General features: G+C 59.4%; 22 protein-coding genes. 13 read left to right on the top strand and 9 right to left on the bottom strand.

Annotation, left to right across the window (positions count from 1 at the left end):
- The first annotated feature begins 33 nt into the window (after window positions 1–33).
- From pssA to L63ED372_RS09905, 3 genes are all read left to right on the top strand, one after another.
- A complete protein-coding gene (gene pssA / locus L63ED372_RS09915; RefSeq protein ID WP_062405753.1) occupies window positions 34–849 on the top strand; it encodes a CDP-diacylglycerol--serine O-phosphatidyltransferase in 816 nt (271 codons plus the stop codon).
- Between the two features lie 197 nt (window positions 850–1046).
- Window positions 1047–2585 (top strand): 2-isopropylmalate synthase, encoded by a 1539-nt coding sequence (locus L63ED372_RS09910; protein WP_062405751.1) that lies wholly within the window; start codon window positions 1047–1049, stop codon window positions 2583–2585.
- 117 nt (window positions 2586–2702) lie between these two features.
- The gene (locus L63ED372_RS09905) at window positions 2703–3854 is read left to right on the top strand and encodes a serine hydrolase (protein ID WP_156343608.1); all 1152 of its coding nucleotides are present in this window, start codon (window positions 2703–2705) and stop codon (window positions 3852–3854) included.
- A 22-nt stretch (window positions 3855–3876) separates the two neighbouring features.
- Here L63ED372_RS09905 and L63ED372_RS09900 read toward each other — a convergent pair whose 3' ends face one another.
- The 3 genes from L63ED372_RS09900 to aat all read right to left on the bottom strand — a co-directional run bounded on the left by L63ED372_RS09900 (window position 3877) and on the right by aat (window position 6275).
- Window positions 3877–4656, bottom strand: a complete 780-nt coding sequence (locus L63ED372_RS09900) for an IclR family transcriptional regulator (RefSeq protein WP_062405749.1) — start codon at window positions 4654–4656, stop codon at window positions 3877–3879.
- A 105-nt stretch (window positions 4657–4761) separates the two neighbouring features.
- The gene (locus tag L63ED372_RS09895; RefSeq protein WP_062405747.1) at window positions 4762–5499 is read right to left on the bottom strand and encodes an arginyltransferase; all 738 of its coding nucleotides are present in this window, start codon (window positions 5497–5499) and stop codon (window positions 4762–4764) included.
- Complete coding sequence (gene aat, locus L63ED372_RS09890) at window positions 5496–6275, bottom strand: leucyl/phenylalanyl-tRNA--protein transferase (protein WP_082431668.1); 780 nt, start codon at window positions 6273–6275, stop codon at window positions 5496–5498. The genes L63ED372_RS09895 and aat overlap by 4 nt, the downstream gene beginning before the upstream one ends.
- Before the next feature lie 53 nt (window positions 6276–6328).
- Here aat and pgeF point away from each other — a divergent pair, with 53 nt between their 5' ends.
- The gene (pgeF, locus tag L63ED372_RS09885) at window positions 6329–7135 is read left to right on the top strand and encodes a peptidoglycan editing factor PgeF (RefSeq protein ID WP_062405745.1); all 807 of its coding nucleotides are present in this window, start codon (window positions 6329–6331) and stop codon (window positions 7133–7135) included.
- Here the strand turns inward: pgeF and L63ED372_RS09880 are convergent.
- Window positions 7049–7360 carry a hypothetical protein gene (locus L63ED372_RS09880; protein ID WP_062405743.1) on the bottom strand — a complete coding sequence of 104 codons (312 nt, stop codon included), beginning with the start codon at window positions 7358–7360 and terminating at the stop codon, window positions 7049–7051. The genes pgeF and L63ED372_RS09880 overlap by 87 nt on opposite strands.
- A gap of 123 nt (window positions 7361–7483) precedes the next feature.
- Here L63ED372_RS09880 and L63ED372_RS09875 point away from each other — a divergent pair, with 123 nt between their 5' ends.
- From L63ED372_RS09875 to phbB, 3 genes are read left to right on the top strand one after another with little or no spacing between them, the layout of a single operon-like run.
- Window positions 7484–9169, top strand: coding sequence for a PHA/PHB synthase family protein (locus L63ED372_RS09875; RefSeq protein WP_442915164.1), 1686 nt, complete (start codon window positions 7484–7486; stop codon window positions 9167–9169).
- Window positions 9170–9192: 23 nt separating this feature from the next.
- Entirely contained in the window at window positions 9193–10374 is a 1182-nt protein-coding gene (locus L63ED372_RS09870; protein ID WP_062405739.1) for an acetyl-CoA C-acetyltransferase, read from the top strand.
- 47 nt (window positions 10375–10421) lie between these two features.
- On the top strand, window positions 10422–11159 hold the full coding sequence (gene phbB / locus L63ED372_RS09865; RefSeq protein WP_062405737.1) for an acetoacetyl-CoA reductase: 738 nt from the start codon (window positions 10422–10424) through the stop codon (window positions 11157–11159).
- 86 nt (window positions 11160–11245) lie between these two features.
- Here phbB and L63ED372_RS09860 read toward each other — a convergent pair whose 3' ends face one another.
- Complete coding sequence (locus L63ED372_RS09860) at window positions 11246–12163, bottom strand: SPFH domain-containing protein (protein ID WP_062405734.1); 918 nt, start codon at window positions 12161–12163, stop codon at window positions 11246–11248.
- Between the two features lie 37 nt (window positions 12164–12200).
- A complete protein-coding gene (locus L63ED372_RS09855; protein ID WP_062405732.1) occupies window positions 12201–12620 on the bottom strand; it encodes an NfeD family protein in 420 nt (139 codons plus the stop codon).
- A gap of 125 nt (window positions 12621–12745) precedes the next feature.
- On the opposite strand from L63ED372_RS09855, the gene dusA reads away from it, so the two are divergent.
- Entirely contained in the window at window positions 12746–13747 is a 1002-nt protein-coding gene (dusA, locus tag L63ED372_RS09850) for a tRNA dihydrouridine(20/20a) synthase DusA (RefSeq protein ID WP_062405730.1), read from the top strand.
- 15 nt (window positions 13748–13762) lie between these two features.
- On the opposite strand, the gene L63ED372_RS09845 is transcribed toward dusA, so the two are convergent.
- Window positions 13763–14398 carry a GntR family transcriptional regulator gene (locus L63ED372_RS09845; protein ID WP_062405728.1) on the bottom strand — a complete coding sequence of 212 codons (636 nt, stop codon included), beginning with the start codon at window positions 14396–14398 and terminating at the stop codon, window positions 13763–13765.
- A gap of 184 nt (window positions 14399–14582) precedes the next feature.
- Here L63ED372_RS09845 and scpA point away from each other — a divergent pair, with 184 nt between their 5' ends.
- The 5 genes from scpA to L63ED372_RS09820 are packed head-to-tail and all read left to right on the top strand — an operon-like array spanning window position 14583 to window position 21888.
- Window positions 14583–16760 (top strand): methylmalonyl-CoA mutase, encoded by a 2178-nt coding sequence (gene scpA, locus L63ED372_RS09840; RefSeq protein ID WP_062405726.1) that lies wholly within the window; start codon window positions 14583–14585, stop codon window positions 16758–16760.
- Window positions 16757–17785, top strand: coding sequence for a methylmalonyl Co-A mutase-associated GTPase MeaB (gene meaB / locus L63ED372_RS09835; RefSeq protein WP_062405724.1), 1029 nt, complete (start codon window positions 16757–16759; stop codon window positions 17783–17785). The genes scpA and meaB overlap by 4 nt, the downstream gene beginning before the upstream one ends.
- A gap of 18 nt (window positions 17786–17803) precedes the next feature.
- Window positions 17804–19336, top strand: a complete 1533-nt coding sequence (locus tag L63ED372_RS09830) for an acyl-CoA carboxylase subunit beta (RefSeq protein ID WP_062405722.1) — start codon at window positions 17804–17806, stop codon at window positions 19334–19336.
- 20 nt (window positions 19337–19356) lie between these two features.
- Window positions 19357–21405 carry an acetyl-CoA carboxylase biotin carboxylase subunit gene (locus L63ED372_RS09825; protein ID WP_062407901.1) on the top strand — a complete coding sequence of 683 codons (2049 nt, stop codon included), beginning with the start codon at window positions 19357–19359 and terminating at the stop codon, window positions 21403–21405.
- Window positions 21406–21888, top strand: a complete 483-nt coding sequence (locus L63ED372_RS09820; protein WP_062405720.1) for a VOC family protein — start codon at window positions 21406–21408, stop codon at window positions 21886–21888.
- A gap of 82 nt (window positions 21889–21970) precedes the next feature.
- Here L63ED372_RS09820 and rsxB read toward each other — a convergent pair whose 3' ends face one another.
- Entirely contained in the window at window positions 21971–22660 is a 690-nt protein-coding gene (gene rsxB, locus L63ED372_RS09815) for an electron transport complex subunit RsxB (RefSeq protein ID WP_062405718.1), read from the bottom strand.
- 5 nt (window positions 22661–22665) lie between these two features.
- Entirely contained in the window at window positions 22666–24168 is a 1503-nt protein-coding gene (locus L63ED372_RS09810) for a polyhydroxyalkanoate depolymerase (protein WP_062405716.1), read from the bottom strand.
- Window positions 24169–24231 lie beyond the last annotated feature (63 nt).

Raw genomic sequence — 24231 nt, 5'->3', positions numbered from 1 at the left:
GACGGATCCAAAAATCCCCAACAGGAACGGAAGATGAACAAAGCCAACAACACCGCTGAAGACGCAGAGGGCCCAGCACCGGTACGCAAACCCTCTAAGGGCATTTACATGTTGCCCAACATGATCACTTTGGCGGCTCTGTTTGCGGGCTTTTATGCCATCGTCATGGCCATCAATGGCCGATTTGATTTGGCCACCGTGGGCATCTTCAGCGCCATGGTGCTCGACAGCCTGGACGGTCGCGTGGCCCGCATGACCAACACCCAAAGCGCCTTTGGTGAGCAAATGGATTCGTTGTCTGACATGGTGTCTTTCGGCGCTGCGCCTGCTTTGATCGCCTATGTCTGGACCTTGAAGGAACTGGGCCGCTGGGGCTGGATTGCGGCTTTTGTGTACTGCGCTTGTGCGGCGCTGCGCTTGGCACGCTTCAATGTCAACACGGGTGTGGTCGACAAGCGTTATTTCCAGGGCCTGCCCTCGCCAGCGGCTGCGGCTTTGGTCATGGGTTTTGTGTGGATCATGTTTGAAAACGCTGTGCCCGCCAAAGCCGTGTCTTGGGGCATGTTTGCCGTGTGCCTGTTTGCGGGCCTGACCATGGTGACCAATGTGCCGTTTTACAGTTTCAAGGACATGCACATGAAAAAGAGCGTGCCTTTTGCCACGCTGGTGCTGGTGGCTTTGGGCATTGCGGCCGTGAACATTGATCCACCGACGGTGTTGTTCGGTATGTTTGTGGCTTACGGCTTGAGTGGTTATGTGGTTTATGTCTGGCGCAAAGCCAAAGGCCAGCCCACGAGCATGATCAGCACCTCCACCGACGAGCCCGATGAACGGGGCTTGCACCAGTGATGTCAACTGAACGACAGCACCTGTTTTGAACTGTGCTACAGTGTTTGTATGAAATTTTCTTTGTTTGCACTACTGCTAGCGCCCCTCGGGCGGGATGTGTAGCGCACGCAAACATTTTCCCAAAAGGCCCGAATGCCATCCGCATCGGGCCTTTTGCATTTTTGCTTGGACTTGCGGGTTTTTGACCAGGAGTGAACATGACTGACAAACTGATTATTTTCGACACCACCTTGCGCGATGGCGAGCAGTCGCCCGGTGCCTCCATGACACGCGACGAAAAGCTGCGCATTGCCCGCCAGCTGGAGCGTCTGCGCGTGGACGTGATCGAAGCCGGTTTTGCGGCCAGCTCCAATGGCGATTTCGAGGCCGTCAAAAGCATTGCCGATGTGATCAAGGACTCCACCATTTGCTCTTTGTCGCGTGCCAATGACCGTGACATTGCTCGCGCGGCTGAAGCCCTCAAGGGGGCCAACAGCGGGCGCATCCACACCTTCATTGCCACGTCCCCGTTGCACATGGAAAAGAAGCTGCGCATGACACCCGACCAGGTGTTTGAGCAGGCCAAGCAGTCGGTGCGATTTGCCCGCAATTTGGTGGGCGATGTGGAGTTCAGCCCAGAGGACGGCTATCGCAGCGACATGGACTTTTTGTGCCGCATTCTGGAAGCGGTGATCGCTGAAGGCGCCACCACCATCAACGTGCCCGACACCGTTGGGTATGCCGTGCCAGAGTTGTATGGCGAGTTCATCCGCACCTTGCGCGAGCGCATTCCCAACTCGGACAAAGCGATTTGGTCGGTGCATTGCCACAACGACCTGGGCATGGCGGTGGCCAACTCCTTGGCCGGTGTGAAGATCGGCGGCGCCCGCCAAGTCGAATGCACCATCAACGGCTTGGGCGAACGTGCGGGCAATTGCTCGCTCGAAGAAGTGGTCATGGCCGTCAAGACGCGCCGCGACTACTTTGGCCTCGACATCGGCATTGACACCAGCCACATCGTCGCCGCCAGCCGCATGGTCAGCCAGACCACCGGTTTTGTGGTGCAGCCCAACAAGGCGGTGGTCGGCGCCAACGCCTTTGCCCACGCCTCAGGCATTCACCAAGATGGCGTGCTCAAGGCACGTGACACCTATGAAATCATGCGTGCAGAAGACGTGGGTTGGAGCACCAACAAGATCGTCTTGGGCAAACTCAGCGGCCGCAACGCGTTCAAACAGCGTTTGCAAGACCTGGGTGTCACCTTGGACAGCGAAACCGAAATCAACAATGCGTTTGCCAAATTCAAAGAATTGGCCGACCGCAAGAGCGAGATTTTTGACGAAGACATCCTTGCCTTGGTCAGCGACGAGAGCGTGACGGCTGAAAAAGAGCAGTACGGTTTTGTCTCCATGTCGCAGCACAGCGAGACGGGTGAGCGTCCTCATGCCAGCGTGGTGTTCACGGTAGCCGGCAAAGAGGTGCAAACCCAGTCCGACGGCAATGGGCCGGTGGATGCCTCGCTCAAAGCCATTGAGTCACACATCAAGAGCGGTGCCGAAATGGTGCTGTATTCGGTCAATGCCATCAGCGGTTCGACCGAAAGCCAAGGTGAAGTGACCGTGCGGCTGCAAAACAGTGGTCGCGTGGTCAACGGGGTTGGCTCTGATCCAGACATTGTGGTGGCCTCGGCCAAAGCCTACCTGAGTGCACTCAATAAATTGCAGAGCAAAGCGGATCGGGTGGCTGCTCAGGGTTAAAATGAATACATAATAGGTAATTAATTGCTTTATAAAAGTCGCGTAAGTTATTGTTCTTGCGCGACTTTTTTATTTAGATACACTCTGGGTCACATTTGTAATTTTGACCGTTAAGACATGTCGCTGAAACCCGTTTCCAATTTTCTTTCGCCCAAATCTTGGTTGCGCATTGCTGTTTTGGCGTTCAGCGTCGGTCTGGTCACCATCGTGTCGGGTCAGTTGAGCTTGGCTTACGCACAAAATGCAAAACAGACACCTTCGAATGCACAAAAAAGCAAAAAGAATTCAGCGAAGTCGGCAGGCCCACACAAGGTTCAAAACGCTAAAAATTCGGGTCCCAGCAAAAATAAATTAGCCAAGTCTGCAGACCGTAAACCCACAACAGCTAAAGCGACCCTGAACACCAGAAACTTCAAAGCCACTGACAATGCTCGCCCGATTCGCGCATCGTTTGGTCAAATGGCTGGCTTGCACGCCACTTCAGACGCCTTGGGTCTGCACTCCAGCGTCGCATTGGTGGTGGACCAACAGACCCAGGAAGTTCTTTACAGCAAAAACAACCATGCGGTCTTGCCGATTGCATCCTTGACCAAGTTGATGACAGGCTTGGTCATTGCAGAGGCCAATTTGCCCATGGACGAGCGCATCCGCATCACCCAGGACGACGTGGACACGGAAAAGGGAAGCACTTCCCGCTTGGCCGTGGGCACCGAGCTCAGCCGGGGCGAATTGATGCATCTGTCCCTCATGTCCAGTGAAAACCGTGCTGCCCACGCCTTGGGGCGTACTTTTCCGGGCGGCATGGACACATTTGTCAACCGAATGAACCAGCGGGCCCGGGCTTTGGGCATGAAGGACACACGTTATGTGGAGCCAACGGGTCTGTCCAGCCAGAACCAGTCCAGTGCCAGTGACTTGGCCGTTTTGGCCGCCAAAGCCTACGACGAGCCGATCCTGCGCGAGTTGTCCACCTCGCATGGCCGTGAGATCGCTGTGGGTCGCAAAACACTCCAATACAACAACACCAATGGCTTGGTCAAAAGCCCGCAGTGGGACATTGGTCTGCAAAAGACCGGTTACATCTCTGAGGCCGGTCGTTGCCTGGTCATGCAAGCCCAAGTGGCAGGCCGCAATCTGATCATGGTTTTTCTGGATTCAGCGGGCAAGTTCAGCCGAATTGGCGATGCGGAACGTGTGCGCAAGTGGCTTGAGCAAAAGTCGTCCATGGACAACCGCTCTTTGGAAACCATGACCCAAATGCCGGGCTGACTTTCGCCGGATCTGCAGGGCCTTAGCGGCCCTCGTGGTGCCCCAGGGTACTTGAAATCGTCCGGGCAGTTTCCTGCAATTTCGGCAGCCAACTTTCATCCAATCGATCGGCGGGTGCCGAGATGGACAAACCGGCCAGCAACTTGCCCTGATCGTCGTAGATGCCTGCAGCAATGCAGCGCACGCCCAATTCCAACTCTTCATTGTCACGCGCAAAACCGGACTGGTTGACGCGCGAGAGTTCTCTTTCGAGCACTTGCAGTTGTGTGATGCTGTTGCGCGTTTGGCCAGCCAGCCCGGTGCGCGTGGCATAAGAGCGCACGCGCAAAGGGTCGTCTGCAGCCAAAAAGAGCTTGCCCACCGAGGTCAAGTGCAAAGGTGCCCGACCGCCAATGGCACGGACCACCTGCATGCCGGAGCGCTCACTGTAGGCGCGTTCGATGTAGACGATTTCATCACCTTGGCGCATGCTCAGGTTGACCGGCTGCTGAATGAGTTTGTGCAAATCACGCATGGGCGCCAAGGCGGCGTCGCGCACATTCAGGCGGCCCTTGACCATGTTGCCCAATTCCAGCAAACGCATGCCCAAGCGGTAGCTGCCGGCCTCCGGACGGTCCACAAAACGGCCCGTGGCCAAGTCGTTGAGGATGCGGTGTGCAGTCGAAGGGTGCAGCCCTGTTTTTTGACTGATTTCTTTGAGTGAGATGGCTTCTTCGCGCGAGGCCAGAACATCGATCAGGGTGAACATGCGTTCAATCACCTGGATGGTGGGTGCGGTGGTGAGTGCGGGGTCTTTTTTCATCGTGTACTGCCAAGACGGTTAATTTTACACTGTGAAATTAGAGCGCTGACTTCCGTGGCCACGAGACCCGAGGTCTGCACCGTTCATGAGGCTAAAAATGCGCCCTCATTCAAAAGGCCGCCATTGACCCTGAACCCGAAGTTCGCAGGGTTTGAAACGGGATTTGTAGTTCATTTTGGGGCTGCCATCGATCCAATAACCCAGGTAAACATAGGGCAGACCCAGTTGGGCCGCTTGCTGGATTTGCCAGAGAACCCCATAGGTGCCAAAGCTGGCCGTGTCATCGGGTTCGTAGAAGGTGTAGACGGCCGATAAACCCTGGTTGAGCACGTCCACGATGCTGACCATTTTCAGCTCACCCAGCTCGTCGCCAAACCCGGGGTTTCTGAACTCCACAATCCGCGAGTTCACTCTGCTTTGCAGCAGAAACTGGGTGTACTGGTCGACGCTGTCGTGGTCCATGCCGCCGCCCGGGTGACGCGTATTCTGGTAGCGCAGATACAGCGCGTAATGCTCAGCGTCGTACTGCAAGTCGAGCACCCGCACCCGCAAATCGCTGTGGGCCTGCCAAGCGCGGCGCTGGCTGCGGTCGGGTTTGAAGGCGTGCACCAGAACGCGCAAAGGCTGGCACGCCTGGCAGCCATCGCAGTAAGGTCGGTAGGTGAAGAGGCCGCTTCGCCGAAAGCCCTGCTCCACCAGATCTGCATAGACCTCGTTGTGGATCAGGTGGCTGGGCGTGGCCACCTGCGAGCGGGCTGAGCGATCGGGCAAATAGCTGCACGCGTAGGGGGCGGTGGCATAAAACTGCAAGGCTTGCAGTGGGAGTTCTTTCAGCTGCGTCATGTCAGGGCCGCACCTGCAGTCAGCGCGGTCCAGTTCAAGGACTGACTTGCCCAGTCAATGGGGGCTTGTTCTCGCCCGTGGTGCACGCCGCGCAGAAAGTCGCTGCGGGGTATTTCTCGGGCGCCCAGCGAGGCCAGGTGCCGTGTGTTTTGTTGGCAGTCAATGGCCGTGATGCCGTGTTGCAGGCAGACGCTCACCAGGCAAGCCAGCGCCATCTTGGAGCCATCGGTGATGGTGGTGAACATGGACTCACCAAACACCGCGTGGCCCAAGGCCACAAAGTAAAGGCCAGCCACCAGTTCACCTTGGATGCGCAGCTCACAGCTGTGGGCCAGCCCCTTGTGGTGCAGCGCTTCGTAGGCGTCGACCATCCTGGGCACAATCCAAGTGCCTTTTTGACCGGCGCGGGGCGATGTGGCGCAGTGGCGGATCACCTGGGCAAAGTCCCGGTCAAAGCACAACTCAAAGTCAGGCGACAGGCTCCAGCGCTTGAGGCTTTGCTGCAGCGATCGGTGAAAACGGAAATCACGGGTTTGCAGCACCATGCGCGGGTTCGGGCTCCACCACAGCACCGGTTGGCCCATGTTGAACCAAGGGAAAATGCCCTCGGCATAAGCCTCCATCAAACGCTGGGCCGACAAATCACTGCTGGCAGCCAGCAGTCCCGGCGCGGGCGATGAGGCGTCCCAGGCCCAGCTGACCGGGGGAAGGGCCTGGCCCTCCACAATCCAGGGCAGTTCGGGGGCATGGGAATGCACATCGGCTTCGCTTGTCATGTCGCAATTACACAATAAAAGCAGGCGGCAGGCGCGGCGCTATGATTTTGAACATGCAAAACCTGAATGCCCAGTGGATACAACCCGATTGGCCGATTCACCCTCGTGCGCGTTCGCTCATGACCACTCGTCAGGGGGGCGTGTCTGCCGCCCCTTGGGACAGTCTGAATCTGGGTGACCATGTGGGCGACCGGGTGGCCGATGTCCACAGCAACCGTGAGCGCTTGGCGGCACACATCGGGCAGCGGGCCGTTTTTTTACAGCAGGTGCACGGGGTAGCCAGTGTGCAATTGGGCTCGGACACGCCCAATGGTTTGGCGGCCGATGCCTGTTGGAGCCTGGAGCCGGGTGTGGCTTGCACCATCATGGTAGCCGATTGCTTGCCGGTTTTGCTGGCTGATGCAGACGGGCGGTGGGTGGCTGCAGCCCATGCGGGCTGGCGAGGGCTGGCGGGGCCAAGCGGGCCTGCAGCGTCAAAAGGACGGGGTGTGCTCGAGAGCCTTTGGGCGGACTTGGAGCGTGCGGGGGCCGATGTGTCGTGCGTGATGGCATGGCTTGGGCCCTGCATTGGGCCGCAAGCCTTTGAAGTAGGGCCAGAAGTGCAGGCCGCCTTCGACGACGGCTCACCCGAGGTGCAGGCGCTCTTTCAACCCACCGCCGATGGCAAGTTCATGGCCGATCTGGCCGGTTTGGCCCGCGTGCGCCTCAAGGCCTTGGGCGTGCAAGCCGTTTTTGGCAATGACAGCAGCCCGCCCTGGTGCACCGTTTCAGAGTCAACGCTTTTCTTCTCCCACCGCAGGGACAGCCGCAGTCTCGGGCAAAGCGGTCGCATGGCCGCCTGCATCTGGTTGGAGCGTTGAGTCCTGCTGGCTGGAAGCGGCTTCCTGCCGGGCCTGATCTTCCTGACGGCGAATGGCCTTGCGGCGCAGGGGGGTGCCCATCAGGTAAACCACCAAGGCCATGGGCAGCAAGCCATAGAGGACAAAGGTGATGATGGCCCCCAACACACTGCCTTGGGTACTAAAAGCCTCAGCCAGAGCCATGAGCAAGGTGACATAGAGCCATGCGATCACGATCAGATACATAAATATTTGGCCCTTGTAATTTAGGTGACAACAAACTGAAAGATACTCGAGGCGCGGGTTGTAAAAAATGATGGATTCAGGAGACAAACAATGAGCACTTCAGCGCCAGATTTTTGGACCCAAATGAGCGATGGTTTTCAGCAAAACCTCAGCAAGAGCTGGAGCCAGGCCATGCAGCATTTTCAGACCATCGACTTGGGCGGTCTGAAGCCGTCCGCCGATGCATCTGTGCCGAACCTCAAATTCTCCCCTGAAAAGCTGCAAAGCCTCCAAGGCCAGTATTTCAAAGACGCCTCTGAATTGTGGAATCAGAGCCTGCACAACAGCCTGCAAGTCAAAGACCGCCGTTTTTCGGGTGAGGCTTGGTCCACCAACCCGATGGCGGCTTTTAATGCCGCGACCTATTTGCTCAATGCCCGCACCCTGATGGGCCTGGCCGACGCCGTTGATGCCGATGAAAAAACACGCACCCGCATCCGCTTTGCTGTTGAGCAGTGGGTGGCGGCTGCCGCGCCGAGCAACTTCCTGGCTTTCAACGCCGAAGCACAAAAGAAAGCCATTGAAACCCATGGCGAAAGCATCGCCAAGGGCGTGAAAAACCTGATGCACGACATGCAGCAGGGCCACGTCTCGATGACCGACGAGAGCTTGTTCGAAGTGGGCAAGAACGTGGCGACCACCGAAGGTGCGGTGGTTTTTGAAAACGAGTTTTTCCAGCTCATCGAATACAAGCCGCTCACCGCCAAGGTCTACGAAAAGCCGTTTTTGCTGGTGCCCCCTTGCATCAACAAGTTCTACATCCTCGATCTGCAGCCCGAAAACTCGCTCATCCGTTACGCCGTCAGCCAAGGCCACCGCACTTTTGTGGTGAGCTGGCGCAACCCTGACGAGTCCATGGCCCAAAAGACCTGGGACGACTACATCGAGCACGCCGCCATCGAGGCCATCCACACGGTGCAGGCCATCACCGGCGCACCCAAGATCAACGCCTTGGGTTTTTGCGTGGGCGGCACCATTTTGTCGACCGCGCTGGCCGTGCTGGCGGCGCGTGGCGAAAAACCGGTGGCCAGCGCCACCTTCCTCACCACCCTGATCAACTTCACCGACACCGGCATCTTGGACGTGTTCATCGACGAGAACTTTGTCAAGTTCCGTGAGCAGCAAATGGGCCAGGGCGGTTTGCTCAAAGGTCAAGACCTCGCATCCACTTTCAGCTTTTTGCGCCCCAACGACCTGGTCTGGAACTACGTGGTGGGCAACTACCTCAAAGGCGAGACACCGCCGCCGTTCGACCTGCTTTACTGGAACAGCGATTCGACCAATTTGCCTGGCCCGTTTTACGCTTGGTACTTGCGCAACACCTACCTCGAAAACAACCTGGTCAAGCCCGGCAAGGTCACCGTGTGCGGCGAAGCCATTGATCTGGGCAAGGTCGATATGCCGGTCTACATCTACGGCTCGCGTGAAGACCACATCGTGCCGATTGGCGGCGCTTATGCCAGCACACAAGTGTTGCCCGGCAAGAAGCGCTTTGTCATGGGCGCCTCGGGCCACATCGCGGGTGTGATCAACCCGCCCGCTGCCAAAAAGCGCAGCCATTGGCTGAGCGAGGGCACAAAATTCCCGGCCGATGTGAACGACTGGATTGCCAACGCCAAAGAGGTGCCCGGCAGCTGGTGGACCGACTGGTCGGATTGGCTCAAGGGCCATGCAGGCAAGCCAATTGCCGCGCCTAAAACCTACGGAAAAGCCGCGAAATACAAAACCATCGAAGCGGCTCCGGGTCGCTACGTCAAAGCCAAAGCCTGATAGATTTTTTACTGGAGACAATCATGGAAGACATCGTCATCGTTGCAGCTGCACGCACCGCCGTGGGCAAATTTGGCGGCTCGCTCGCCAAGACCCCCGCCACCGAGCTGGGCAGCATCGTCATCAAAGGTTTGCTGGAGCGCAGCGGCTTGCCGGTGGACGCCATCGGTGAAGTCATCATGGGCCAAGTGTTGGCCGCAGGCGTGGGCCAGAACCCCGCCCGTCAAGCCATGATGAAAGCCGGTGTGGCCAAGGAAACGCCAGCCCTCACCATCAACGCGGTGTGCGGATCGGGCCTGAAAGCCGTGATGTTGGCCGCGCAGGCCGTGGCTTGGGGCGACAGCGAGATCGTGATCGCGGGTGGCCAGGAAAACATGAGCGCCAGCCCACATGTGTTGAACGGCAGCCGCGACGGCCAGCGCATGGGCGACTGGAAGATGACCGACACCATGATCGTGGACGGCTTGTGGGATGTGTACAACCAGTACCACATGGGCATCACCGCTGAAAACGTGGCCAAGGCCCACGGCATCACCCGCGAAATGCAAGACGCTCTCGCTGCAGGCAGCCAGCGCAAAGCAGCCGCTGCGCAAGAAGCGGGCAAGTTCAAGGACGAAATCGTCGATGTGCTGATTCCTCAGCGCAAGGGAGATGCGCTGGTGTTCAACTCCGACGAATTCATCAACAAGAAAACCAGCGAAGAAGTGCTGGCCGGTCTGCGCCCCGCCTTTGACAAGGCAGGCAGCGTCACCGCAGGCAACGCTTCGGGCATCAACGACGGCGCAGCCGCTGTGATGGTCATGACCGCCAAGAAGGCTGCCGCTTTGGGCCTCAAGCCCTTGGCCCGCATTGCCGCGTTTGGCACCAGCGGTCTGGACCCAGCCACCATGGGCATGGGCCCCGTGCCTGCTTCGCAAAAGGCGCTGGCCCGTGCGGGGTGGAAAGCCCAGGACGTGGACCTTTTCGAACTCAACGAAGCCTTTGCCGCACAAGCTTGCGCCGTCAACCAGGCGCTCGACATCGATCCGGCCAAGGTCAACGTCAACGGCGGCGCGATCGCGATTGGTCACCCCATTGGCGCGTCCGGCTGCCGCATCTTGGTGACCTTGTTGCACGAAATGCAGCGCACCCAAGCCAAGAAGGGCTTGGCCGCACTGTGTATTGGTGGCGGCATGGGCGTGTCGTTGGCCATCGAGCGCGTCTAATTTCAAATTTCCCATCATTTCAACCACTCATAAAAATGGAGACAAACATGAGTCAAAAAGTAGCGTACGTCACAGGTGGCATGGGCGGCATCGGTACCGCAATCTGCCAGCGCCTTCACCAAGAAGGCTTCAAGGTCATCGCCGGATGCGGCCCCACCCGTGACTACACCAAATGGCTGGACGAGCAAAAGGCGCTGGGCTTCACCTTCTACGCCTCGGTGGGCAACGTGGGCGACTGGGACTCCACGGTGGAAGCCTTCACCAAGGCCAAAGCCGAGCATGGCCCGATCGACGTCTTGGTCAACAACGCCGGCATCACCAAGGACCGCATGTTCCTGAAGATGACGCGTGAAGACTGGCAAGCCGTGATGAACACCAACTTGGATTCCATGTTCAACGTGACCAAACAAGTGGTTGCCGACATGGTCGAAAAAGGCTGGGGCCGCATCATCAACATCAGCTCAGTCAACGGTGAAAAAGGCCAAGCCGGTCAAACCAACTACTCGGCCGCCAAAGCCGGTATGCACGGTTTCTCGATGGCCTTGGCCCAAGAGCTGGCCACCAAAGGCGTGACCGTCAACACCGTGAGCCCTGGCTACATCGGCACCGACATGGTCAACGCCATTCGACCTGACGTGCTCGAAAAGATCGTGGCCACCGTGCCCGTCAAGCGCTTGGGTAAGCCCAGCGAGATCGCTTCCATCATCGCCTGGATGGCCAGCGAAGACGGTGGTTACACCACCGGTGCTGACTTTGCCGTCAACGGCGGTTTGCACATGGGCTGATGCGCTTGCCTTCGGGCAACATCGGACTGGGCATAGCCCACAAAAAAACCCGCCTCAGCGGGTTTTTTTGCGTCTCCAGGTCTGCTTCAACCGGCTTGCTTGCCGGTGCTCACCATCTGCATGGCCGAGGCGATCAGTCCCGAGACCTCGCTCATGTTGCCCGGCACGATCAGCGTGGTCTTGGCGTCTTGCGCCACTTTGGCGTAGGCCTGCACCGCTTGCTCGGCCACCTTGAGCTGCACCGCTTGTTCGCCTCCGGGCTGTCGGATGGCAGTGGCAATCCGCTCAATGGCCTGCGCGGTGGCGTTGGCCATTTCGGTGATGGCGGCGGCGTCGCCTTGGGCTTTGTTGATGGCGGCTTGCTTTTCACCCTCTGAGCGGGCAATGAAGGCCTCGCGCTCGCCGGTGGCGATGTTGATCTGCTCTTGACGGCGGCCTTCCGAAGCCGCGATCAGCGCACGCTTTTCGCGCTCGGCCGTGATTTGTGACTGCATGGCCAGCAAAATTTCTTTGGGCGGCGTCAGGTCCTTGATCTCGTAACGCAGCACCTTCACGCCCCAGTTGAGCGCTGCTTCGTCGATGGCGGCCACCACCTGCGCATTGATGATGTCGCGTTCTTCAAAGGTCTTGTCGAGTTCCAACTTGCCGATCACGCTGCGCAAGCTGGTTTGCGCCAGTTGGGTCACGGCCACGATGTAGTTGGACGAACCGTAGCTGGCCAGCTTGGGGTCGGTGACCTGAAAGTACAAAATGCCGTCGACCTGCAGCTGCGTGTTGTCGCGCGTGATGCAAATCTGGCTGGGCACGTCGAGCGGGATTTCTTTCAGGCTGTGCTTTTGGATCACGTTGTCGACAAAGGGTACGACAAAGTTCAGACCCGGGGCCAGGCTGGCGTGGAACTTGCCCAGCCTTTCGACCACCCAAGCCTCTTGTTGTGGCACGACCTTGACGGTCTTGACGATGAACAGGATCGCGATGATCACGAGGATGGCAGCGACTTCCATGGTTTTTCTCCCTGAGTTTGAATGGGTAATCGAAGGTTTAATTTTTCTCCAGCACCAAGCGGTTGCCCGCCATGGCCTGAATGCGGTACACGCCCGGATCGGCGGTTTGGCCTGGGGCCAGCACAGCGGTCCAGGCTGCGCCCCGGTGTTTGACTTGGGCGGTGCCCTGCGCATCCCAGGCGTCGACCTGAACCGTGGCGCCCAGGTCCAGATGTTGGTCTTGCGCTTCTTGGGGCGTGGTGGTTTGGCGCTTGCGCCATTGGCCCAGCAGCACAGCCCCCAAGCCGCCCACCAGCGCTGCGGCGACCAATTGTGTGTTCAGGCCATGGCCCGCCATGGCCACCAAGGCGGCAGCCACAGCCCCCAGGCTCAGCATCAACAGATAAAAAGTGCCGGTCAACAACTCCAGAGCCACCAAGACACCCGCCAAAACCCACCACATCGTTGCATCAGCCATCGCGATTTCTCCTTGCTCCTGTTCACATTGTGATGCTCAAGAACTGCGTCCATTAAACGCCTTGTCTAAATGAGGCGTAAGTGTTTGTTCTCAATGCCGCAGCCAGGCAAGGATAATCAGCCCCCATGCAATTCCCCGAACCCCAACGCTGGCGCTTGTCAGTTGCACCCATGATGGACTGGACCGACCGGCATTGCCGATTCCTCCACCGCCTGCTGACCCGCCACACCTTGCTCTACACCGAGATGGTGACCACCGGTGCCTTGCGCCACGGCAGTGTGCAGCGGCACCTGCGCTTCAACGCCGAAGAGCACCCCGTGGCCCTGCAACTGGGCGGCAGTGACGCGGCCGATCTGGCCCACGCCGCCAAGTTGGGGCAGGAGTGGGGCTACGACGAGATCAACCTCAACTGTGGCTGCCCTTCAGACCGCGTGCAGCGCGGCGCATTTGGCGCTTGCCTGATGAACGAGCCGCGCACCGTGGCCGATGGCGTGAAAGCCATGCTCGATGTGGTCGATGTGCCGGTGACGGTGAAACACCGCATTGGCATTGACCGCATCGAGAGCTATGACTTTGTGCGCGACTTTGTTGGCACCGTGAGCGATGCGGGGTGCAAAGTCTTCATCGTGCATGCCCGTAATGCCTGGCTGGATGGCCTGTCTCCGAAAGAAAACCGCGAGATTCCTCCTCTGCGTTACGAGCTGGCCTACCAGCTCAAAAAAGACTTTCCGGGGCTGTTGATCGCCGTGAACGGCGGCATCAAGACCAACGAAGAGATCGCGCAGCATTTGCAGCACGCCGACGGCGTGATGATCGGCCGCGAGGCTTATTACAACCCTTGGCTCTTGGGCAGCTGGGACGCAGCGTTTTACGGCGATGCCCATGAAGTGCCCAGCCGCGAGGCGGTGGAAGAGGCCATGGTGGCTTACATGGAGCGGGCGTTCGCCGAAGATGGCTGCCCTTGGTACGCCATTGCGCGGCACATGCTGGGCCTGTACCACGGGCAACGCGGTGGGCGTTTGTGGCGTCAGGTCTGGAGCGACCACAAGCTCAAGCCCTTGCCGCCGCGTGAGGTCTGGGCCTTGGCCCGTGCCGCTTTGGCGCGAGGGGCTGTGGTGACCGACTGACCCTCGCAGGCGGTTTTACTGCGCCGCCTGCAAACCGTTTGTGAAGTGCGCGGACATGCGCTCGGCCGCCTGCTCGGGCTGGCGTGCGGTCAAGGCTTGTACGATGGCGCGGTGCTCGGCGAGGGATTGCTCAATGCGGCCTTCTTTGAACAGCGAGCTGTGTCGGTTGAGCTTCATGACCTTGCGCAGGTCGGCCACCATCTGGTCGCGCCAGCGGTTGTCGGCCAATTCCAGCAGCAGCATGTGAAAAGCTTCGTTGATCTCGAAGAATCGGTCGCGGTCGCCCACGGCCTCTTCGAGGTCCTTGTGCAAGGCTTCGATTTGCGCCATTTGTTCGACGCTGGCGTTTTGTGCCACCACACGGGCCGCGTCCGATTCCATCAAAGCCAGCAGGTGGTACACGTCGCGCAGGTCTTTCTCGCTGACCTCGGTCACGTAGGCGCCGCGGCGCACCTTCATGGTCACCAGGCCTTCGGCCGCCAGCACCTTCAGCGCTTCGCGCAAAGGCGTGCGGCTGATGCCCAAGGCCTCGGCAATGCGCAGCTCGTCGATCCAGCTGCCGGGCTCCAGTTCACGCGCAAAGATGCGCTGCCGCAACAGTTCGGCCACTTCTTCGTACAGGGCGCGGGGGGCGAGGGACAAGGCGGACATGGTCTGTTTCAGGGGGACTGTTCGGCTTGGGCCGAACGGTATTTCAGGCATTTCAGATGCTGAATTGTAAGCCGGTTAAAATATTCTGCATCAATAATTATGAATCACGGTACTTGTAAGCCGGTAAGCAGTCCCAGGCTGCCAAAATCCGTCTCAGCCATTTTTGTCCCGAAAGCACAGCGCCATGACGTCCAAATCCTTTGAATTCAACGCTTCCAACCTGGAAGCCTGGCAAAAAGCAGCGGTCAAGTCCGCCCCCGGTGGCGATGTGAACGCACTGAACTGGAAGACGCCCGACGGCATCGTCGTGAAGCCCCTCTACACCGCCGAAGACACAGCCAATCTGCCTTACGCCAACACGCTGCCGGGCTTTGAACCTTTCTTGCGCGGCCCTCAGGCCACCATGTACGCCGTGCGCCCTTGGACGATCCGCCAGTACGCAGGCTTCTCGACCGCCGAAGAATCCAACGCCTTCTACCGCAAGGCCTTGGCTGCGGGCGGGCAGGGCGTGTCGGTGGCTTTTGACTTGGCCACGCACCGCGGCTATGACTCCGATCACCCGCGGGTGACGGGCGACGTGGGTAAAGCCGGTGTGGCGATTGATTCTGTCGAGGACATGAAGATCTTGTTTGACCAGATCCCGCTCGACAAGGTCAGTGTGTCCATGACCATGAACGGCGCGGTATTGCCGGTGCTGGCGGGCTACGTGGTGGCGGCCGAAGAGCAGGGCGTCTCGCAAGACAAACTGTCTGGAACGATTCAGAACGACATTCTGAAAGAGTTCATGGTGCGCAACACCTACATTTACCCGCCCGAGCCGTCGATGAAGATCATTGGCGACATCATCGAGTACACAGCCAAGAACATGCCCAAGTTCAACTCGATTTCGATCTCGGGTTACCACATGCAAGAGGCCGGTGCCAACCAAGCGCTCGAGATGGCCTTCACCTTGGCCGACGGCAAAGAGTATGTGAAAACCGCCATTGCCAAGGGCATGGACGTCGACGAGTTCGCCGGTCGCCTGTCCTTTTTCTGGGCGGTGGGCATGAACTTCTATTTGGAGATCGCCAAAATGCGTGCGGCCCGCCTGCTGTGGTGCCGCATCATGAAGGGCTTTGACGCCAAGAACCCCAAGAGCCTGATGCTGCGCACGCACAGCCAAACGTCTGGCTGGTCGCTCACCGAGCAAGACCCTTACAACAACGTGGTGCGCACCACCATCGAGGCCATGGCGGCCGTGTTCGGCGGCACCCAGTCGTTGCACACCAACTCGTTTGACGAGGCGATTGCGCTGCCCACCGAATTCAGCTCGCGCATTGCCCGCAACACACAGCTCATCATCCAGGAAGAAACCCACATCACCAACGTGATCGACCCTTGGGCGGGTTCTTACATGATGGAGTCGCTCACCCAAGAAATGGCCGACAAGGCCTGGGCCATCATCGAAGAAGTCGAGGCCATGGGCGGCATGACCAAGGCCGTGGGCAGTGGCTGGGCCAAGCTCAAGATCGAAGCGGCTGCTGCCGAAAAGCAGGCCCGCATCGATTCGGGCAAAGACGTCATCGTGGGCGTGAACAAATACAAGCTGGCCAAAGAAGACCCGATCGAGACGCTGTCGATCGACAACGTCAAGGTGCGCGACGGGCAGATCGAGCGCTTGGCCAAAATCCGCGCCAGCCGCGACAGCGCCAAAGTGCAGGCCGCGTTGGACGCCCTGAGTGCCGCTGCCGAGTCGGGCCAGGGCAACCTGCTCGACCTGTCCATCCAAGCCGTGCGTCTGCGTGCCACGGTGGGCGAGGTGTCTGACGCGCTGGAAAAAGCCTTTGGCCGCCACCGCGCCGACACACAGAAGGTCACCGGCGTGTATGCCGCCGCCTACGACGACGGCGAGAACGTGGGAGACACCATGGAATACTGGAACCAGCTCAAGGCCGATATCGCCGCCTTTGCCGATGCGCAAGGCCGTCGCCCCCGCGTGATGATTTCCAAGCTCGGCCAGGATGGCCACGACCGGGGTGCCAAAGTGGTCGCCACCGCGTTTGCCGACCTGGGCTACGACGTGGACATGGGCCCGTTGTTCCAGACCCCCGAAGAGTGCGCTCGCCAAGCGATTGAAAACGACGTGCACGCCGTAGGTGTGTCCACACTCGCTGCCGGTCACAAAACCCTGGTGCCCGCCATCATTGCTGAGCTGAAGAAGCAAGGCGCCGACGACATCATCGTGTTCGTGGGTGGCGTGATCCCGCGCCAAGACTACGACATGCTCTATGAAGCGGGTGTCAAAGGCATCTACGGCCCCGGCACCCCCATCCCGGTCAGCGCCAAAGACGTTCTGGAGCAGATCAAAAAGGCCCTCGGGTGAATCCTGCGCAGTTGCTCGACGGTCTGTTGCACGGCAACGCTGCCGGGCAGCGCCGCGCCATGGCCAAAGCCATCACGCTGCTCGAATCCACGCGTGCGGACCACCGTGCGCTGGCCGATGAGCTGCTCACCGCCATGCTGCCGCACACGGGCAAGTCCTTCCGTTTGGGCATCAGCGGCGTGCCGGGCGTGGGTAAGTCAACATTCATCGAGGCGCTGGGCTTGTATTTGATCGGCCAAGGCCACCGCGTGGCGGTGCTGGCGGTCGACCCGTCCAGCACTGTGTCGGGCGGCTCCATTCTGGGCGACAAGACCCGCATGGAGCACCTGAGCGTGCACGAGCAGGCGTATATCCGCCCCAGCCCCAGCAGCGGTACCTTGGGCGGTGTGGCCGAGAAAACCCGTGAGTCCATGCTGGTCTGCGAAGCGGCGGGCTATGACGTGGTCATTGTCGAAACCGTGGGCGTGGGCCAGTCCGAGACGGCGGTGGCCAACATGACCGACATGTTCGTGCTGATGCAGCTGCCCAATGCGGGCGACGATTTACAGGCCATCAAAAAAGGCGTGATGGAGATCGCCGACCTGGTGGTCATCAACAAGGCCGACATCGATGCCATCGCGGCCACCCGCGCCGAGTTGCAGATCACCAGTGCTTTGCAGTTGCTGGGCATGCACGGCGGCTCGGGCCACACGCATGCCGACACTACGCAGTGGCACCCCAAAGTGGTCCAGCTGAGCGCTTTGCTGGGCCAGGGCGTGGACAGCTTTTGGGCGGCGGTGAGTGAATTCCGAAGCCTGCAGATGGCCAATGGCCGCTTGGGGCTACGCCGCCAACAACAAGCCTTGTCGTGGATGTGGGAGCGCATCGACGCCGGGCTAAAACACAATTTTCGGGCGCAGCCGCGTGTGCAAACGCTGCTGCCCCAACTCAGCCAACAAGTCGCAGGCGGTCAGCTCGCCGCGTCAACGGCTGCCCGTCAACTGCTCAGTGCTTACCAAGCGCAAAGCGAAACCCCATCTTCCTGAAGAAAAGAGAGAACCACCATGCAAGACATCCTGGAACAACTGGAAAAAAAGCGCGCCGCGGCACGCTTGGGCGGCGGGCAAAAGCGCATTGACGCGCAACACGCCAAGGGCAAGCTCACCGCGCGTGAGCGCATCGAGGTGCTGCTGGACGAAGGCACCTTCGAAGAGTGGGACATGTTCGTCGAGCACCGTTGCACCGACTTCGGCATGCAAGACAACAAGATCCCTGGCGACGGTGTGGTCACCGGTTACGGCATGATCAACGGCCGTTTGGTGTTTGTGTTCAGTCAAGACTTCACCGTGTACGGTGGCGCTTTGTCGGAGACACACGCCGAGAAGATCTGCAAGATCATGGACCAGGCCATGAAGGTGGGGGCCCCAGTGATCGGTTTGAACGATTCGGGCGGTGCCCGTATCCAAGAAGGCGTGGCCTCCTTGGGTGGTTATGCCGACGTGTTCCAGCGCAACGTGATGGCCAGCGGTGTCGTGCCGCAGATCAGCATGATCATGGGCCCCTCAGCAGGCGGTGCGGTGTATTCGCCTGCGCTCACCGATTTCATCTTCATGGTCAAGGACACGTCTTACATGTTCGTGACCGGCCCCGAAGTCGTCAAGACCGTGACGCATGAAGAAGTGACGGCCGAAGAGCTCGGCGGCGCCCTGACACACACCACCAAGAGCGGCGTGGCCGACATGGCATTTGAGAACGATGTGGAAGCGCTCTTGATGCTGCGCCGCCTCTACAACTACCTGCCGCTGAACAACCGCGAAAAAGCGCCCGTGCGCCCCAGCGGTGACCCATCCGGGCGCATGGACATGAGCCTGGACACCCTGGTGCCCGAGAACCCCAACAAAGCCTATGACATGAAGGAACTCATCGTCAAAACCGTGGACGATGGCGACTTCTTCGAGCTGCAACCCGATTACGCCAAAAACATCCTGATCGGCTTTGCCCGCATGGAAGGCCAGACCGTGGGCATCGTGGCCAACCAGCCGCTGGTGTTGGCTGGCTGCTTGGACATCAAGAGCTCCATCAAAGCTGCCCGCTTTGTGCGGTTTTGTGACGCATTCAATATTCCCGTCATCACCTTTGTGGATGTGCCCGGTTTCATGCCCGGCACCAGCCAGGAGTTTGGCGGCATCATCAAGCACGGCGCCAAGCTGCTGTATGCGTACGCCGAGTGCACCGTGCCGAAAATCACCGTCATCACCCGCAAGGCCTATGGCGGCGCGTACGACGTGATGGCCTCCAAGCACCTGCGCGGCGACGTCAACTTTGCTTGGCCCAACGCCGAAATCGCGGTGATGGGGGCCAAGGGTGCGGTCGAAATCATCTTCCGCGAAGACAAGGGCGACCCTGAAAAGCTGGCCGCCAAAGAAGCCGAATACAAAGCCCGCTTTGCCAACCCCTTTGTGGCAGGCGCTCGCGGCTTCATCGACGACGTGATCCAGCCGCATGAGACGCGCAAGCGCATCTGCCGCTCGCTGGTCATGCTCAAAGACAAAAAGATCGAGAACCCCTGGCGCAAGCACGGGAACATTCCACTGTGATTGCCAAGGAGAAGAACAAGATGTTTACCAAAATCCTGATTGCCAACCGCGGCGAAATCGCTTGCCGTGTCATCTCCACTGCCCACAAGATGGGCATCAAAACCGTGGCCGTTTACTCCGAGGCCGACAAAGAAGCACGCCACGTGCAACTGGCCGACGAAGCCGTGTTGCTCGGCCCCGCACCTTCGCGCGAGTCTTACCTGGTGGCCGACAAAATCATCGCGGCCGCCAAGGCCACCGGTGCCCAGGCCATCCATCCCGGCTATGGCTTTTTGAGCGAGAACGCCGAGTTCTCCAAGCGTTGCGAAGACGAAGGTATCGCTTTCATCGGACCACGCCACTTCTCGATTGCCGCCATGGGCGACAAGATCGAATCCAAAAAGCTGGCGGGTGCGGCGGGCGTGAACTGCATTCCCGGCGTGAACGATGCCATCGAGACCGCTGAAAAAGCGGTCGAAATCGCCAAAGGCATCGGTTACCCCGTCATGATCAAAGCCTCGGCTGGTGGCGGCGGCAAAGGCCTGCGTGTGGCTTTCAACGACAAAGAAGCCTTGGAAGGTTTCACCTCTTGCCGCAACGAAGCACGCAACAGTTTTGGCGATGACCGCGTGTTCATCGAAAAGTTCGTGGAGGAGCCCCGTCACATCGAGATCCAGGTGCTGGGTGACAGCCACGGCAACGTGGTGTACCTGAACGAGCGCGAGTGCTCGATCCAGCGCCGTCACCAAAAAGTGATCGAAGAAGCACCGTCGCCTTTCATCTCTGAAGCCACGCGCAAGGCCATGGGTGAGCAAGCGGTGCAATTGGCCAAGGCAGTCAAATACCAGTCGGCCGGTACGGTGGAGTTTGTGGTTGGCAAAGACCAGAGCTTTTACTTTCTGGAGATGAACACCCGCTTGCAGGTGGAGCACCCCGTGACCGAAGCCATCACAGGTCTCGATTTGGTCGAGATGATGATCCGTGTGGCGGCTGGCGAGAAATTGCCCATCGAGCAAAAAGATGTGCAGCGCAACGGTTGGTCCATCGAGTGCCGCATCAACGCCGAAGACCCCTTCCGCAATTTCTTGCCTTCCACAGGCCGTTTGGTGCGTTTCCAGACGCCCAAACAAACCATGTTCCAGGGCAACACCACCGATCTGTATGGCGTGCGTGTGGACACGGGCGTGCAAGACGGTGGCGAGATTCCGATGTTTTATGACTCGATGATCGCCAAGCTGATCGTGCACGGCAAAGACCGCAATGAGGCGATCGCCAAAATGCGCGAAGCTTTGAATGGTTTTGTCATTCGTGGCATCAGCTCCAACATCCCCTTCCAGGCCGCTTTGCTGGCGCACCCCCGCTTTGTGTCGGGTGACTTCAATACCGGCTTCATTGCCGAGCAGTACAGCAAAGGCTTCCGCGCCGAAGACGTGCCGCACGACGACCACGACTTCTTGGCCGCACTGGCTGCCTTTGTGCGCCGCAAGTCACGCCAGCGTGCTGCCAACCTCAGTGGCCAGCTGCCGGGTTACGACGTCAAGGTGGGCCAGGACTATGCGGTGGTCGAGTTGGGGCAGGGCGGCAACAACCGCTATGTGCCCGTGCATGTGGACGAGTTCGTGGGCAAACCAGGCGTGGCGCAGATCACGGTGGATGGCAAAAGCTACGCCATCGAAAGCAACTCCCGCTTGAACGACATCCGCATCGAAGGCACCTGTAACGGCAAACCCTTCACGGCGCAGGTGGAGCGCGGCACCCTGAAAAACCCATTGGCCCTGCAAGTGCAACACAACGGCACCCGCATCGAGGCGCTGGTGATGTCGCCGCGCATGGCCGAGCTGCACAAGCTCATGCCCTTCAAGGCCCCGCCAGACCTGAGCCGCTATGTGCTCTCGCCCATGCCCGGTTTGCTGGTGGACGTCGCGGTGCAGCCTGGCCAGAAGGTGCAAGCCGGTGAGCGTGTGGCCGTGATCGAAGCCATGAAGATGGAAAACGTGTTGTTTGCCGCACAAGACGGTGTGGTGAAAAAGGTGGTGGCGTCCAAGGGCGAGTCGCTGACGGTGGACCAGATGATCGTGGAGTTCGAATAAATGGCACGGCCTTTCAAAGTGCTGGGCGTCCAGCAAATCGCCATCGGCGGGCCAGACAAGGGCCGCTTGCAAAAACTCTGGGTCGACATGTTCGGCTTGGAAGTGACGGGCACCTTCAAAAGCGAACGCGAGAACGTGGACGAGGACATTTGTGCGATTGGCAGCGGCCCCTTTATGGTCGAGGTCGATTTGATGCAACCGCTGGACCCCGACAAAAAACCGGCCGTGCACACCACCCCCCTCAACCACATTGGTCTGTGGATCGACGACTTGCCGGTGGCGGTGGAGTGGCTCACGGCCCAAGGTGTGCGCTTTGCGCCCGGCGGCATCCGCAAGGGTGCCGCTGGTTTTGACATCACCTTTTTGCACCCCAAGGCGAATGACGAGTTCCCGATTGGCGGCGAAGGCGTGTTGATCGAGTTGGTGCAGGCACCACCTGAGGTGGTCCAGGCGTTTACGGCATTGGCGACCAACGAGCATTGATTCGTGTGGGGCCTGAAATTCCGGCCTGCAGCGCTTTGCAGGTCGGTGGCTTCAAGTCCCGATAAGCTTCTACAAAAGCCCGTCAGACCCCGGTCTGCCGGGCTTTTGCTTTGGCCAGTGCCGCTTCGATGATGGCACGTTTGCGGTCCAATTCGGGGGCTTGGTCTGTGCCCTTGGTGTGTGCTGCCAAATCGGCCAGTTTGTGCTCGGCTTTGGCTTGTAACTGCTTTTGGTGTGCGGCTTCTTCGCGCACCAGCCTCTGCTGGCGTGAGGTGTAGCGCCCGCGTGCGGTGTCGGCTTGCTCGGCAGACCAGGCGGCCCAGCCCGTATTTGTACCCGTCACGTTCTCCAGTGCAATGCAATCGACTGGGCACACCGGAATGCACAGCTCGCAGCCGGTGCACCAAGGCTCGATCACGGTGTGCATCAGTTTGTTGGCCCCCAAAATCGCATCGGTTGGGCAGGCTTTGATGCACAGCGTGCAGCCGATGCACCAGGCCTCGTCGATGATGGCCACATGGCGAGGGCCCTCGATGCCGTGTTCCGGATTGAGGGGCAACACGGGCTGTCCTGATAAGGCGGCCAAGCGTTCAATACCCGCTTGCCCACCGGGTGGGCATTGGTTGATGGGCGCTTGCCCCTCGGCCATGGCCTGGGCATAGCTCGCGCAGTCGGGATAGCCGCACCGGGTGCACTGCGTTTGGGGCAGGGCGTTGTTGAGGGCAAGAAAAAGCGCCTGGGTCTCAGGCGCTTGGCTGCTCATGGCGGGCATGGACCTCAGGCCTTTTTCTTCGCATCCACCCAAGTGGTTTTGACGGCCGTGTTGGGCACGGCTTTGGCCGCGCTCTTGGCCACCGCTTTGCTTGGAGTTTTGGCGGCGGGTTTGGCGGCTGTTTTCACAGGTGTTTTGGCAGCCGTTTTCACAGGCGCTTTGGTTGCAGGCTTTGCTGCAGGGCTGACGGCCACAGGGGCAGCCACAGCGGCCGACTTGGCCGCGGCCGTTGGGGCCTTGGCTTGGGGGGCGTGGCTCAAGATGAACTTGACCAGCTGCGGGTAGACGATGTCGCGCCAGCGGCGGCCGCTGAAGATGCCGTAGTGGCCCGCGCCTTCAACTTCCAGGTGTTGACGCTCGCTGGCGGGCACGCCGCTGCACAGGTCTTGCGCTGCACGGGTCTGGCCGGAGCCGGAGATGTCGTCCAGCTCGCCTTCTACGGTCATCAGGGCCGTGCCCTTGATGTCTTGCGGGCGCACGCGTTCGACCTTGCCATCCACACCCTTGACGTCCCAGGTGCCGTTGACCAGCTTGAAGTCCTGGAACACGGTCTTGATGGTTTCCAGGTAGTAATCGGCGTCCATATCAAGCACCGCGTTGTACTCGTCATAGAACTTGCGGTGGGCTTCGGCGCTGGCGTCGTCACCCTTGATCAGGTCTTTGAAGTAGTCGTAATGGCTGGTGGCGTGGCGGTCGGGGTTCATGGCCACAAAGCCGGTGTACTGCAAGAAGCCAGGGTAGACACGGCGGCCCGCACCCGGGAATGTGGGCGGGACGCGGTAAATCACATTGTTTTCGAACCACTCGAAGCTCTTGTTGGTGGCCAAGTTGTTCACCGAGGTGGGCGACTTGCGTGCATCGATGGGGCCGCCCATCATGGTCATGGTCAGGGGCGTTTTTTCGCCGCGGCTGGCCATCAAGGAGACGGCCGCGAGCACAGGCACGGTGGGCTGGCAAACGCTCACCACATGGCAGTGGCCATACGTGGCTTGCAGGTGCCGGATGAATTCCTGCACGTAGTTGATGTAGTCGTCCAAGTGGAATTCGCCGTCGGTCAAAGGCACCAAACGGGCGTTTTTCCAGTCGGTGATGTAGACCTTGTGGCCTTGCAACATGGTCTTGACGGTGTCACGCAGCAAGGTGGCGTAGTGGCCAGACAAAGGGGCCACGATCAGCACCACTGGCTGGGCCTTGAGCATCGTCAGCGTCGCGGGATCATCCGAGAAGCGCTTGAAGCGGCGCAGTTCACAAAAGGGCTTGTCGATCTCGATGCGCTCGTGGATGGCCACATCGGTCTTGTTGACCTTGACGGTGCGGATGCCGAACTCGGGCTTGACATAGTCCTTGCCCAAGCGGTGCATCAGGGCGTAGCCTGCCGACACACGTTGTGCCAGAGGCGTTTGGGCCATCGGGTTCAGGGGGTTGCTGTAGAGCTTGGCTGCTGCCTGGGCCAGATCGGAGAAAGGCTCCATGATCGAGCGTTGGGTTTCAAAAATCTGATAAAGCATGTGGCAGTTTCCCTCGCGACAAATGGTGCGCTGCAGCAATAGTACAGGAGACCATCCGGTATT

Origin of the sequence: Limnohabitans sp. 63ED37-2 (genome assembly GCF_001412535.1) — a bacterium.
Taxonomy (GTDB): Bacteria; Pseudomonadota; Gammaproteobacteria; order Burkholderiales; family Burkholderiaceae_C; genus Limnohabitans_A.
The sequence above is the reverse complement of the archived record's forward strand: the minus strand, read 5'-3'. Positions and strand labels throughout refer to the sequence as shown.

What these genes read in the sequence shown, in the direction of transcription:
- L63ED372_RS09900 (WP_062405749.1), bottom strand. Translation starts at nt 4,656, where the DNA reads ATGAAAAAAGACCCCGCACTCACCACCGCACCCACCATCCAGGTGATT.
- L63ED372_RS09870 (WP_062405739.1), top strand. Translation starts at nt 9,193, where the DNA reads ATGGAAGACATCGTCATCGTTGCAGCTGCACGCACCGCCGTGGGCAAA.
- L63ED372_RS09820 (WP_062405720.1), top strand. Translation starts at nt 21,406, where the DNA reads ATGGCACGGCCTTTCAAAGTGCTGGGCGTCCAGCAAATCGCCATCGGC.
- pssA (WP_062405753.1), top strand. Translation starts at nt 34, where the DNA reads ATGAACAAAGCCAACAACACCGCTGAAGACGCAGAGGGCCCAGCACCG.
- L63ED372_RS09895 (WP_062405747.1), bottom strand. Translation starts at nt 5,499, where the DNA reads ATGACGCAGCTGAAAGAACTCCCACTGCAAGCCTTGCAGTTTTATGCC.
- L63ED372_RS09860 (WP_062405734.1), bottom strand. Translation starts at nt 12,163, where the DNA reads ATGGAAGTCGCTGCCATCCTCGTGATCATCGCGATCCTGTTCATCGTC.
- phbB (WP_062405737.1), top strand. Translation starts at nt 10,422, where the DNA reads ATGAGTCAAAAAGTAGCGTACGTCACAGGTGGCATGGGCGGCATCGGT.
- L63ED372_RS09875 (WP_442915164.1), top strand. Translation starts at nt 7,484, where the DNA reads ATGAGCGATGGTTTTCAGCAAAACCTCAGCAAGAGCTGGAGCCAGGCC.
- L63ED372_RS09910 (WP_062405751.1), top strand. Translation starts at nt 1,047, where the DNA reads ATGACTGACAAACTGATTATTTTCGACACCACCTTGCGCGATGGCGAG.
- L63ED372_RS09810 (WP_062405716.1), bottom strand. Translation starts at nt 24,168, where the DNA reads ATGCTTTATCAGATTTTTGAAACCCAACGCTCGATCATGGAGCCTTTC.
- L63ED372_RS09845 (WP_062405728.1), bottom strand. Translation starts at nt 14,398, where the DNA reads ATGTCCGCCTTGTCCCTCGCCCCCCGCGCCCTGTACGAAGAAGTGGCC.
- L63ED372_RS09880 (WP_062405743.1), bottom strand. Translation starts at nt 7,360, where the DNA reads ATGTATCTGATCGTGATCGCATGGCTCTATGTCACCTTGCTCATGGCT.
- L63ED372_RS09830 (WP_062405722.1), top strand. Translation starts at nt 17,804, where the DNA reads ATGCAAGACATCCTGGAACAACTGGAAAAAAAGCGCGCCGCGGCACGC.
- rsxB (WP_062405718.1), bottom strand. Translation starts at nt 22,660, where the DNA reads ATGCCCGCCATGAGCAGCCAAGCGCCTGAGACCCAGGCGCTTTTTCTT.
- L63ED372_RS09825 (WP_062407901.1), top strand. Translation starts at nt 19,357, where the DNA reads ATGTTTACCAAAATCCTGATTGCCAACCGCGGCGAAATCGCTTGCCGT.
- aat (WP_082431668.1), bottom strand. Translation starts at nt 6,275, where the DNA reads ATGACAAGCGAAGCCGATGTGCATTCCCATGCCCCCGAACTGCCCTGG.
- L63ED372_RS09855 (WP_062405732.1), bottom strand. Translation starts at nt 12,620, where the DNA reads ATGGCTGATGCAACGATGTGGTGGGTTTTGGCGGGTGTCTTGGTGGCT.
- pgeF (WP_062405745.1), top strand. Translation starts at nt 6,329, where the DNA reads ATGCAAAACCTGAATGCCCAGTGGATACAACCCGATTGGCCGATTCAC.
- dusA (WP_062405730.1), top strand. Translation starts at nt 12,746, where the DNA reads ATGCAATTCCCCGAACCCCAACGCTGGCGCTTGTCAGTTGCACCCATG.
- scpA (WP_062405726.1), top strand. Translation starts at nt 14,583, where the DNA reads ATGACGTCCAAATCCTTTGAATTCAACGCTTCCAACCTGGAAGCCTGG.
- L63ED372_RS09905 (WP_156343608.1), top strand. Translation starts at nt 2,703, where the DNA reads ATGTCGCTGAAACCCGTTTCCAATTTTCTTTCGCCCAAATCTTGGTTG.